This is a genomic window from Bacillus sp. YC2 (genome assembly GCF_019891195.1).
In the GTDB taxonomy this organism is placed as follows: domain Bacteria; phylum Bacillota; class Bacilli; order Bacillales; family Bacillaceae; genus Bacillus.
Genome location: NZ_JAHXDO010000016.1, coordinates 48,091 through 59,717 on the forward strand (window position 1 = coordinate 48,091; position 11,627 = coordinate 59,717).

Genomic DNA, 11,627 nt, shown 5'->3' on the forward strand with positions numbered 1-11,627 from the left:
CCGCTCCAGTCATCCTTTTTCAGCTAATAAAAAAACGCCTCTGCATGTAAACATGACAGAGACGCTTTCACCGCGCGGTTCCACTCTGTTTGGAAAACAAATGGCTGTTTTCCCAACTCAGCCGGTAACGGCGGCGGCCGCCTTTAAATACTGATTTCCGCAGAAATGTTCTTCAAAGGTCTTAAGGGCGCACTTCTAAAACATGACACATGAATCTCTCTCAGCCGATGAAGATTCTTTCTGTAATGGTCATTTGTTTTATACTCTTCCCTGTCAACAATCGTATATTAAATGCTTTTCAGGCGTTTCACAGCAGTTTCTCTGCCGATCAGCTCAATGGCCTGCGGAAGCTCCGGACCGTGGGTCTGGCCTGTAACCGCAACACGAATCGGCATGAACAGCTTTTTGCCTTTGTGCCCAGTTTCTTTCTGCACTGCTTTAATTGAGGCTTTAATCTGCTCCGGCGTAAATTCTTCAAGCTCTTCCAGCTTTGCGGCAAATACGCTGAGCACTTCAGGAACCTGTTCTTCTTCCAGAACAGTCTTTGCCTCTTGATTATACTCGATCTCTTCCTTAAAGAACAAATCAGTCAGCTCGACGATTTCAGCGCCGTAGCTTAATTGTTCATGATAAAGAGAAATTAACTTGCGCACCCACTCCTGCTCTTTTGCAGAAAGCTCAGTGCCGACTTTACCGGCCTTTTGCAAGTGCGGAAGCGTCAGCCCGACAACTTGATCAAGATCCAGCGCTTTTACGTATTGGTTGTTGACCCATTTCAGTTTATGCATATCAAACAGAGCCGGTGACTTCGATAAACGATTCACATCAAAAATTTCAATAAATTGTTCCTTAGTGAAAAGTTCTTCTTCACCGACAGGCGACCACCCGAGAAGACCGATAAAGTTAAACAGCGCTTCAGGCAGATAGCCCAGCTCTTCGTACTGCTCAATAAACTGAATGATCGATTCATCACGTTTACTTAGTTTTTTGCGGCTTTCATTCACGATAAGCGTCATATGGCCGAAGACAGGAATATCCCAGCCGAAAGCCTGGAAGATCATAATCTGTTTCGGTGTATTTGAAATATGGTCCTCGCCGCGGAGCACGTGCGTCATTTTCATTAAGTAATCATCGATCGCTACTGCAAAATTATACGTCGGTGTTCCGTCTTTTTTAACGATAACAAAGTCGCCGATGCCGTCTGATTCAAAAGAGATCTCGCCTTTTACGATATCGTCAAAAGCAATGATTTTCCCTTCCGGCACACGGAAACGGATGCTCGGCTGTCTGCCTTCGGCTAAAAACTTCTCCTGCTCTTCTTGAGTCAGGTTTCTGTGTTTGCCGGAGTAGCGCGGCATTTCTCCACGGGCAATTTGTTCTTCACGCTCTTTCTCAAGCTCTTCTTCCGTACAGAAACATTTATAAGCAAGCCCTTTTTCAAGAAGCTCTTCATAGTATACTTTGTAAATATCGTTACGTTCAGACTGGCGGTACGGGCCGTATTCTCCGCCGACGTCCACACTCTCATCCCAGTCCATACCCAGCCATTTTAAGTAATTAAGCTGACTTTGCTCTCCGCCTTCAATATTCCGCTTTTTGTCGGTGTCCTCAATGCGGATAATAAATTTCCCGCCTTGGCTGCGGGCAAATAAATAGTTAAAAAGCGCCGTTCTGGCGTTACCGATATGCAAATGTCCGGTCGGACTCGGTGCATAACGAACACGTACTTCATTTCCCATGTTCAAATACTTCCTTTCATCTCGTCTGTAGCCTCAAGCCGAATATATGTATCTATTCTACCACCAAATAGACCGGGCATCAAAGCAATGATCAGGCTTTTTGGATCAGTACAGTCGCCTGTGCCGCAATTCCCTCCGCTCTGCCTGTAAACCCGAGCTTTTCTGTTGTCGTTGCTTTTACGTTAATCTGGGAGACGTCTGCCTCAAGGCCTTCCGCTATTCTTTTTCTCATATCATCAATATGCGGGGCCATTTTCGGTTTTTGCGCAATAATCGTGCAGTCTAAATTTCCAAGCACATAACCTTTTTCTTTTACGATGTTCCAGACATGCTGAAGCAGCTTGAATGAATCTGCATCCTTAAACTCAGGATCAGTATCCGGAAAATGCTTGCCGATGTCCCCTTCGCCTACAGCTCCGAGACACGCGTCAGCCACTGTATGCAGCAAAACATCAGCATCGGAATGCCCGAGCAGCCCTTTTTCATACGGAATTTCAATTCCGCCGATGATAAGAGGGCGGCCCTCCGTTAACTGATGTACGTCAAATCCTTGTCCGATTCTAAACATTATGATTCCCACTTTCCGCTTTCATGATTGCTTCCGCTGATATTAGATCATCAGGCGTTGTCAGCTTTATATTGGTATAGCCGCCTTCCACGACATGCACTGAACAGCCGTCAAGCCGCTCGACGAGGCTGGCGTCATCAGTACCTAAAAACCCTCTGCTTTCTGCTTCTATATGCGCCTTCTTTAATAAAGAAAGACGAAAAGCTTGCGGCGTTTGGACGGCCCACAAGCTTGAACGGTCAAAGGTCTCCACAACTTGGGAGCCTTCAACCCGCTTTATCGTGTCTTTCACAGGAACAGCCAGGACAGCCGCTCCCGTCTGCTCTGCTGTTTCAACGAGCTTATCAATATGTTCGTGTGTGACAAACGGGCGCGCCCCGTCATGAACAAGGACAACAGACTCTTTGTTGATCGCTTTCAGCCCTTCATAAACGCTGTGCTGACGCTCTTGCCCTCCAGCGACAAGCTCGATCTCCGTTCCGATCGGAAACCGAGCAAGCAGCTGATGAAAATCCTCCCGCTCACTCTCATTTATCGCCAGAATGATTTTTTTGCATGGACGGTGGCTTTCAAATACCCGTAATGTGTGAATGATAACGGGCGTTCCTTTTAAGCTGATCAATAGCTTATTTTTCCCAGCCTTCATCCGTTTCCCTTGTCCGGCGGCCGGGATGACTACAACATACTCCATCATTTTCTCCCTCTAAAGAGCCTTCTCCAACAGCTTAGGCTTGGCAAAAATCATTCGTCCCGCCGCTGTCTGCAGTACGCTGGTTACGAGCACATCAATATGCTTCCCTATATAATTACGGCCCTCTTCAACGACAATCATCGTGCCGTCATCTAAGTAAGCCACACCCTGATTATGCTCTTTCCCGTCCTTAATCACTTGCACGTTCATCTCTTCACCCGGAAGCACAACCGGCTTCACTGCGTTTGCAAGGTCATTAATATTCAGTACTGCAACCTTCTGAAGCTCACATACTTTATTTAAGTTAAAATCATTCGTTACCACGACGCCGGATGTCAGCTTCGCAAGTTTGACAAGCTTACTGTCAACCTCTTGAATGTCTTCAAAGTCACCCTCATAAATTTCGACCGTTATATCCAGCTCTTTCTGAATACGATTCAAAATATCGAGGCCGCGGCGTCCTCTATTGCGTTTTAATACATCTGAAGAATCGGCGATATGCTGTAATTCCTCAAGCACAAACTGAGGAATGACAATGACTCCCTCTAAGAAGCCGGTCTGGCAAATATCTGCAATTCTCCCATCAATAATAACACTTGTATCCAAGATTTTCAGCCTTTTATCCTGCTCTTCCTGCTCCTCGTCACCACTTCCTTTTTTCTTCTGCATTCTTGAAGAAATGGAGAACAGGGTGATGAGCTCATCCTTTTTCTTAAATCCGACCTGGAAGCCTAAATAACCGAGAAAGAAAGCTAAAAAGACCGGAATGATGGTGCTGAATATGCGGTACGGTATATTGTCAAGCGGAATCACGTTTACAATGAGATATGCGATGATAAGTCCAAAAACCAATCCGAGACTTCCAAATAACAGATCCGGCACCGGGGCTCTCAGCAAAGAATCTTCAATCCATTTTACCCAATTAATCACATATTCTGTTGTCCACATACTGATGAGAAAAAAGATAATAGCACCAATTGCCGCAGACGTATATGCGTTTGTTATCAAAGGTATGTCCTGTATATTTGACAGTACAAACAATTCAGGTATTAAAAAGATACCAACAACGCCGCCAACAATAATGAAGAACGCCTGAACTATTCGTTTTAACATACCTCCACCTCCTTTTAAAAAACATTTTTTTATGAAGGCTGTCGAAGCCTACAAATATCAGAATAAACAAAAACTAACAATAATATACCCGTATTCACACAGGTTTAACCGAAACTCAAAGCTGTCTGTCGATATAATGTTTCTCTTGCAGACGTTTTAAGCCTTTTTTAATTTTTTGGGCCCGCACCTCGCCTATACCCTCAACATCATCCAGTTCTTCAGCGCTGGCTTCCGTAATACTAGGCAAAAATCCAAACGCCTCTACTACATTTTCAACAATCGGCATCGGCAGACGCGGTATTTTATTCAGCAGCCTGTACCCTCTCGGCAGCACATAATCATCGAGATTAGTAGAGGCCGGGTATCCGAGCAGCTTAAACAAAATGGAATCATCAAGCAGATCATAGCTGGACATATCCTGAAGCTCTTTTAATAGCACAAATGGGTCCTTAATTTTTTCTTTTACATAATCCTTGATGAAAAGAGCCGCTTCTTCCTCCATATCCGTAATCAGCTCGATCACCTGCAAGCGGATTAAATGGCCTTCCGTTCCAAGCTCTTTAATATACATATTGATTTCATTTTTAATACGAAGCACCATTTCATAACGATGCATGACAGACAGCACGTCACTGAACGTCACAAGCTCCTCAAACTCTAAAGCGTTTAAAGCCGTGATCGTTTTGTCTAAAATGGTTTTATATTTCTCAAGCGTTTGAATGGCTTGATTTGCTTTTGTTAAAATGAAACCGATATCCTTTAGTGTATACTTCATGTTTTCCTGATATAACGTAATGACGTTTCTCCGTTCAGAGATCGCGATGACCAGACAGCCCGTCTGCTTTGCTACACGTTCTGCCGTACGGTGTCTCATTCCTGTTTCTGAAGAAGAAATTGTCGCCTCCGGCATGAGCTGCGTATTCGCATACAGGATTTTCTGGCCGGAATCGCTTAAAATAATGGCTCCGTCCATTTTTGCCAGCTCGTATAAATGAGCGGGCGCGAATGATGTATTAATATGAAAGCCTCCATCCACTACTTCCTTTACTTTATCGTTGTATCCGACAACAATCAGGCCGCCTGTGTTTGCCCGCAGAACATTTTCTATCCCGGCTCTGAGCGGTGTTCCCGGTGCGACAAACTGCAAGATTGCAGACAGGTCAAGCTCTTGTTTCGCCCCTTTTTTCTCTTTTTCCATCTATTATGATCCTCCTAATGAAGTACGAAGCGCTTCGGCAACATTTGCTACTCCGACAACCTCAATCCCTTTTGGTTTTGTCCATCCGTCTAGATTCGCCTCAGGTATTACCATGCGCTTGAAGCCAAGCTTTGCTGCTTCTTTTACGCGCTGTTCTATTCTTGATACCCTGCGGACTTCTCCTGTCAGACCAACTTCACCGATAAAGCAATCTGCAGGATTCGGCGGTGTATCTCTAAAGCTTGAAGCGATGCTGACGGCCACGGCCAAGTCAATTGCCGGTTCATCCAGCTTCACGCCGCCGGCGACTTTTAAGTATGCATCTTGATTTTGAAGCAAGAGACCCACTCTCTTCTCCAGCACAGCCATTAATAAGGACACCCTGTTATGATCAATCCCTGTAGCCATGCGGCGCGGGTTTCCAAAACTGGTCGGTGAAATCAGCGCCTGGATTTCGACCAAAATCGGCCTCGTTCCTTCCATAGACGCTACGATACTGGAACCCGAAGCTCCGGCAGACCGCTCTTCTAAGAAAATCTCAGACGGGTTCAAAACTTCCGTAAGCCCCTCTTCCCGCATTTCAAAGATGCCCATTTCATTTGTTGAACCGAAACGGTTTTTGACAGCCCGCAAAATACGGAATGTATGATGACGTTCTCCTTCAAAGTATAGAACGGTGTCAACCATATGCTCAAGCAATCTCGGCCCTGCGATAGATCCTTCTTTCGTTACATGTCCCACGATAAAAATGGGTATGCTGTTTGTCTTCGCGATTTTCATCAATTCAGCGGTACACTCTCTTACTTGTGATACGCTGCCGGGTGCCGACGTAATATCGCTTTGATAAACGGTTTGAATGGAATCAACGACAACAAATGCAGGTTTCATCTCTTGTATAGCAGACGAAATATACTCCATATCGGTTTCAGATAAAACATGTAACGATTGGCTGTTGATCCCAAGCCTGTCAGCGCGAAGCTTCGTTTGTTTCACAGATTCTTCACCAGAAATGTAAAGCACGCTGCCTGCTGTGTCTGCTAACTGAGCGGATACTTGAAGAAGGAGTGTTGATTTTCCGATCCCGGGGTCGCCTCCGATTAACACAAGCGAACCTTTCACAACGCCGCCGCCAAGCACTCTGTTGAATTCGCCGAGCTTGGTTTGAACGCGGGGTTCTTCAGATGTTTCAATTGATGTAATAGGTGATGGTTTTTGTACGGTTTGAACTGAGTGTGAGAAGGCTGCCCGCCGATTCGCCGGCGCTTTTTTTATGGTCTCTTCCACCATTGTATTCCAAGCTCCGCAGCCGGGGCACTTTCCCATCCATTTCGCGGACTCATACCCGCATGAATGGCAGATGAATTTAGTTTTTGATTTAGCCATATATGATGTAAAACCTCTTCCTTATCAAATATTTCTCTATATAACAAAGCGAGGCATACACTTGCTTACTGTATGCCTCATGTTTGTCACTATATTAGTTCGTTTTAGCAGTTGTTTTTACGACAAATTCGCCGTCCTCAACATCAAGAACGATGTGCTGGCCTTTATCAATATTACCTCTGAGCAGCTCTTCTGATAATCGGTCCTCCACATGCTTTTGAATCGCTCTTCTTAACGGACGTGCGCCGTATTCCAAATCGACACCCTCATCGGCTACTTTTGCTTTCGCAGCCTCTGTCAGCTCAATAGAGAGATCTTGTTCTTTCAAGCGTTTTGTTAACTGGTCAGACATAAGTGACACAATGTCTGTAAGATGTTTTTTCTCAAGGGAATGGAAGACGATGATTTCGTCGATCCGGTTGATAAACTCCGGTCTGAAGGCTCGCTTCAGTTCTCCCATGACTTTGTCTTTCATGTCTTTATGGTTTTGCGTCTCATCTTGGACGTTAAAGCCGACGTATTTATTGCGTTTCAGCTCGCTCGCCCCGACGTTTGACGTCATAATGAGAATCGTATTTCGGAAATCAACGGTGCGCCCTTTTGAATCAGTCAGACGTCCGTCTTCAAGCACTTGCAGAAGAATGTTGAACACATCAGGATGCGCTTTTTCAATTTCATCGAGCAGCACGACAGAGTAAGGTTTTCTTCTCACTTTTTCTGTCAGCTGACCGCCTTCATCATAGCCGACATATCCCGGAGGAGAACCGACAAGGCGTGAAGTCGAGTGTTTCTCCATGTACTCGGACATATCCACTCTGATCATCGCTTCCTCATCACCGAAAATTGATTCCGCCAGCGCTCTCGCCAGCTCTGTTTTCCCTACGCCTGTAGGGCCTAAGAAGATAAATGAACCAATCGGGCGCTTCGGATCTTTCAGCCCCGCTCTGGCACGTCTGACGGCCTTCGCAACCGCTACAACGGCTTCATCTTGGCCAATGACACGGGAATGAAGAATATTTTCCATATTCAAAAGCTTATCTGTTTCCTTTTGCGCAATTTTAGAAACCGGGACGCCGGTCCAGCTTGATACAACCATTGCGATATCTTCAACAGATACTTCAGAGTTTTCTTGGCCTTGTTTTTCTTTCCAGGTCTTCTTCGTATCTTCCACTTGTTCTCTCAGACGCTGCTCAGTATCACGAAGCGAAGCGGCTTTTTCAAACTCTTGGCTTTGTACGGCAGCATCTTTCTCTTTCCGTACTTCATCAAGCTTCTGTTCAAGCTCTTTTAAGTTCGGCGGCGTTGTGAATGAACGGAGACGCACTTTCGAACCAGCCTCATCAATCAAATCGATTGCTTTATCCGGCAGGAAGCGGTCTGAAATATAACGGTCTGACAATTTAACCGCCGCTTCAATCGCATCATCTGTAATGGATACACGGTGGTGCGCTTCATAACGATCACGCAGGCCTTTCAGTATTTGAATGCTTTCATCTGCTGACGGCTGATCAACTTGGATCGGCTGGAATCGGCGCTCTAAAGCGGCATCTTTTTCAATGTATTTACGATATTCATCAAGCGTTGTCGCACCGATGCACTGAAGCTCGCCGCGCGCCAATGAAGGCTTTAAGATATTTGACGCATCAATTGCGCCTTCTGCTCCTCCGGCTCCGATTAACGTGTGAAGTTCGTCAATGAATAAGATAATATTGCCGGCCTGGCGTATTTCATCCATGACCTTTTTCAAGCGGTCCTCAAACTCGCCGCGATATTTCGTGCCGGCTACCACTGTTCCCATATCTAGGGTCATCACACGTTTATCGCGTAAAATTTCCGGAACTTCGTTATTAATGATTTGCTGTGCAAGTCCTTCAGCAATCGCTGTTTTACCGACTCCGGGCTCCCCGATCAATACAGGATTGTTTTTCGTTCTGCGGCTCAGCACTTCGATAACGCGCTGAATTTCTTTGCTGCGTCCAATAACCGGGTCAAGGCTGTCTTCCTTAGCAATCGCAGTTAAATCACGTGCTAAGCTGTCAAGTGTCGGAGTGTTCGCATTGCTGTTCGTACCTGCAGCAGATGATCCCGTTTCGTTGCTTCCGAGCAGCTGAAGCACTTGCTGTCTTGCTTTGTTCAAGCTGACACCGAGATTATTCAGAACCCTTGCTGCCACGCCTTCACCTTCACGAATCAGTCCAAGCAGAATATGCTCTGTACCGACATAGGAATGGCCCAGTTTTCTCGCTTCATCCATACTTAGCTCAATGACCTTTTTTGCCCTTGGGGTATAATGAATAGTTTGAGACATTTCCTGTCCCCGTCCGATTAAGCTTTCTACTTCTTTTTGTATTTTATCTGAACCAAGCCCAAGTGCCTGGAGCGCTTTTGCCGCAATCCCTTCGCCTTCGCGAACCAAACCTAACAAAATATGTTCAGTACCGATATTGTTATGACCTAAGCGGAGTGCTTCTTCCTGTGCTAATGCCAATACCTTTTGCGCTCGCTCTGTAAATCTTCCAAACATCATATCGAATCATCCTCCTGTCTATTTGCACTCGTTTCTAAATGCAGCCTTTCCCTGATTAGAGCCGCTCTTCTCACGTCTCTTTCGTTCGGCCGTAATGCACCGCCCGAATACTGCTGCAGAAAACCAGGCTGAGTCAAAATCATCAGTTCATTAAGTATATTGCTGGATAGGTCTTTAATGATACCCAAGTCTATCCCCAGCCGAACGTCAGAAAGGCATTTTGCCGTTTCCTTCGATTCAATCATCCGGCAGTTGGATAAAACTCCGTAAGATCTGAATACCTTATCCTCCAATTCAATCTTAGAGGTTTGATAAAGCGCTTCTCGGGCAGAGCGTTCCTGCTCAATCAGTTGGGCAGCCACACTGTTCAAATCATCGACAATATCCTGTTCTGATTTTCCGAGTGTGATTTGATTTGAAATTTGAAAGATATTTCCTAATGCTTCGCTGCCTTCCCCGTAAATTCCTCTCACAACCAAGCCTAATTGGTTAATTGCCGGTATAATTCGATTCATTTGCCTAGTTAACACAAGTGCAGGCAAATGCATCATGACCGAAGCCCTTAATCCCGTCCCTACATTTGTAGGACAACTCGTTAAGTATCCTCTCTTTTCCCCAAAGGCGTAATCTACTTTCTCCTCAATCCAGTCGTCAACCTGGTTTGCTGCCTTAATAGCATTGAGAAGCTGAAAGCCCGGGAAAAGGCATTGAATTCTAATGTGGTCTTCTTCATTTAACATGACGCTGACTTCTTCATTTTCAGACAGCAGACAGCCTCCGAAGGGGGATTCGATTAAATGAGGGCTGATGAGATGCTTTTCCACCAGCACACGTTTCTCCAAAGGTTGTGCCTCACTCATTCTGATTAAAAGAAATTTACCGATATCGGGCAGTTCTTTTCCTGAAAAATGTTCTTCAAATTGCTCAATAATGGATGAGGCTTCTTCATTTGTATATCGGGCAGGAAACCTTATATTTTCAAAGTTTCGGGCCAACCGTATACGGCTGCTGAGTACAATGTCACTTTCAGGCCCCTTCCGCTTCATCCAACTGCTTAATGCGTCCTGAATAAAATGCTGGAGCGACATTACCCTTGTTCCTCCTCACTGTCTGTGCTTTTTAATTCGTGCTCTAATGAACGGATCTGATCCCTTACTTGTGCGGCTTTTTCAAACTCTTCATGATGTATCAATGATTCGAGTTCCTTTTTTAACATTTCCATTTGCCGTCTCACATGAAGGTTCCCGCCTATGCGTTTCGGAATTTTCCCTGCATGAACCGTATTTCCGCTGTGGACTTTACCCAATATCGGAGTAATTTGACTGTAGAATGTGTTATAACATTCCGCACAGCCGAACCGCCCTGTTTTTCTAAATTGCTGAAAGGTCATACCGCATTTTTTACAAGCTGAACCATGTTCTGAGTAGCTGAACATCTGGGATCCGGTATTTTGAAATGAAGACTCCATATTCAGCAGTCCTGACAATAAATTATGAATTGAGAACCCTTGATTTCCACTTATTCCGTATGCATCATTATTTTCTTTTGCACATTGTTCACAAATATGAACTTCTTGTTTTTCTCCATTAACAACTTTTGTAAAGTGAAAAGTGGCTGGTCTCTCATTGCACTCTTGACAAATCAATCTTTTCACCCGCTTACTTTAGTTTTAAAGATGTCAGCATTGCTTTCATCATTCTGGCTCTCAGTTCATCCCGTTCCGGCAGATCAATATATAAAACTGAGCGATCCATTACACTCACCATCATTTTAGCTTCTCTTTCGGAAATAACCCCGTCCTCTAACAGTCTGAGAATAATGTCATCAGAGGCTGCCTGAGACAAATGGGTGTGAATCTGCGAAATAATATTGTTGATGAGGACGACTTCGTTATTCATTTTAACTTTAATGATTCGAATATAACCGCCGCCTCCCCGTTTGCTTTCAACAATATATCCTCTTTCGCTTGTGAATCTGGTGTTGATGACATAATTAATTTGGGAAGGAACACACTGAAATTTATCCGCAATTTCACTGCGTTTGATCTCTAAAATTTCCCTGCCATTTTGATCTAATACTTGCTTTAAGTACTGTTCAATAATGTCAGAAATATTATGTCCCACTCAACCCCCTCCTTTATTGACTTTGACTATATTTGACTTTAATCTTACTATAAGGTGTTTCTCAAAATTTTTCAACTGTATCGCTCTATCTCTATTATTTCCACTTTGCACAGGCGTAAAACCTACTTTTGCAAAATGAACTTTGCGGCTTTTATATTATTATATAGCGAATGACCCATTTCTGTTGCAGAAAAAAACAAAAAAGGCAGCTCACAATGAGCTGCCTTTACGATTGCTTGGCGGCGTCCTACTCTCACAGGGGGAAACCCCCGACTACCATCGGCG

Annotated in this window: 10 protein-coding genes and 1 other annotated feature; all 10 genes read right to left on the reverse strand. The window is 44.7% G+C overall.

What is annotated here, in order from left to right:
• Positions 1–54: 54 nt before the first annotated feature.
• Positions 55–286, reverse strand: a binding site (T-box leader).
• 1 nt (position 287) lies between these two features.
• Positions 288–1,739, reverse strand: coding sequence for a glutamate--tRNA ligase (gltX, locus tag KY305_RS18415; RefSeq protein ID WP_214803872.1), 1,452 nt, complete (start codon positions 1,737–1,739; stop codon positions 288–290).
• Positions 1,740–1,830: 91 nt separating this feature from the next.
• Positions 1,831–2,307 (reverse strand): 2-C-methyl-D-erythritol 2,4-cyclodiphosphate synthase, encoded by a 477-nt coding sequence (gene ispF / locus KY305_RS18420; RefSeq protein ID WP_214803871.1) that lies wholly within the window; start codon positions 2,305–2,307, stop codon positions 1,831–1,833.
• On the reverse strand, positions 2,300–2,998 hold the full coding sequence (gene ispD / locus KY305_RS18425) for a 2-C-methyl-D-erythritol 4-phosphate cytidylyltransferase (protein WP_223063739.1): 699 nt from the start codon (positions 2,996–2,998) through the stop codon (positions 2,300–2,302). The genes ispF and ispD overlap by 8 nt, the downstream gene beginning before the upstream one ends.
• Positions 2,999–3,010: 12 nt before the next feature.
• Positions 3,011–4,111 carry a PIN/TRAM domain-containing protein gene (locus KY305_RS18430; protein WP_223063734.1) on the reverse strand — a complete coding sequence of 367 codons (1,101 nt, stop codon included), beginning with the start codon at positions 4,109–4,111 and terminating at the stop codon, positions 3,011–3,013.
• Between the two features lie 115 nt (positions 4,112–4,226).
• Positions 4,227–5,309, reverse strand: coding sequence for a DNA integrity scanning diadenylate cyclase DisA (disA, locus tag KY305_RS18435; protein WP_223063735.1), 1,083 nt, complete (start codon positions 5,307–5,309; stop codon positions 4,227–4,229).
• Between the two features lie 3 nt (positions 5,310–5,312).
• The gene (gene radA / locus KY305_RS18440; protein ID WP_223063736.1) at positions 5,313–6,692 is read right to left on the reverse strand and encodes a DNA repair protein RadA; all 1,380 of its coding nucleotides are present in this window, start codon (positions 6,690–6,692) and stop codon (positions 5,313–5,315) included.
• A gap of 94 nt (positions 6,693–6,786) precedes the next feature.
• Entirely contained in the window at positions 6,787–9,219 is a 2,433-nt protein-coding gene (gene clpC / locus KY305_RS18445; protein WP_223063737.1) for an ATP-dependent protease ATP-binding subunit ClpC, read from the reverse strand.
• Positions 9,216–10,307: a protein-arginine kinase McsB gene (mcsB, locus tag KY305_RS18450; RefSeq protein WP_223063738.1), complete on the reverse strand. Its 1,092-nt coding sequence runs from the start codon at positions 10,305–10,307 to the stop codon at positions 9,216–9,218. The genes clpC and mcsB overlap by 4 nt, the downstream gene beginning before the upstream one ends.
• On the reverse strand, positions 10,307–10,864 hold the full coding sequence (gene mcsA, locus KY305_RS18455; RefSeq protein WP_223063740.1) for a protein-arginine kinase activator protein McsA: 558 nt from the start codon (positions 10,862–10,864) through the stop codon (positions 10,307–10,309). The genes mcsB and mcsA overlap by 1 nt, the downstream gene beginning before the upstream one ends.
• 13 nt (positions 10,865–10,877) lie before the next feature.
• A complete protein-coding gene (gene ctsR, locus KY305_RS18460) occupies positions 10,878–11,342 on the reverse strand; it encodes a transcriptional regulator CtsR (RefSeq protein ID WP_061521311.1) in 465 nt (154 codons plus the stop codon).
• Between the last annotated feature and the right edge of the window lie 285 nt (positions 11,343–11,627).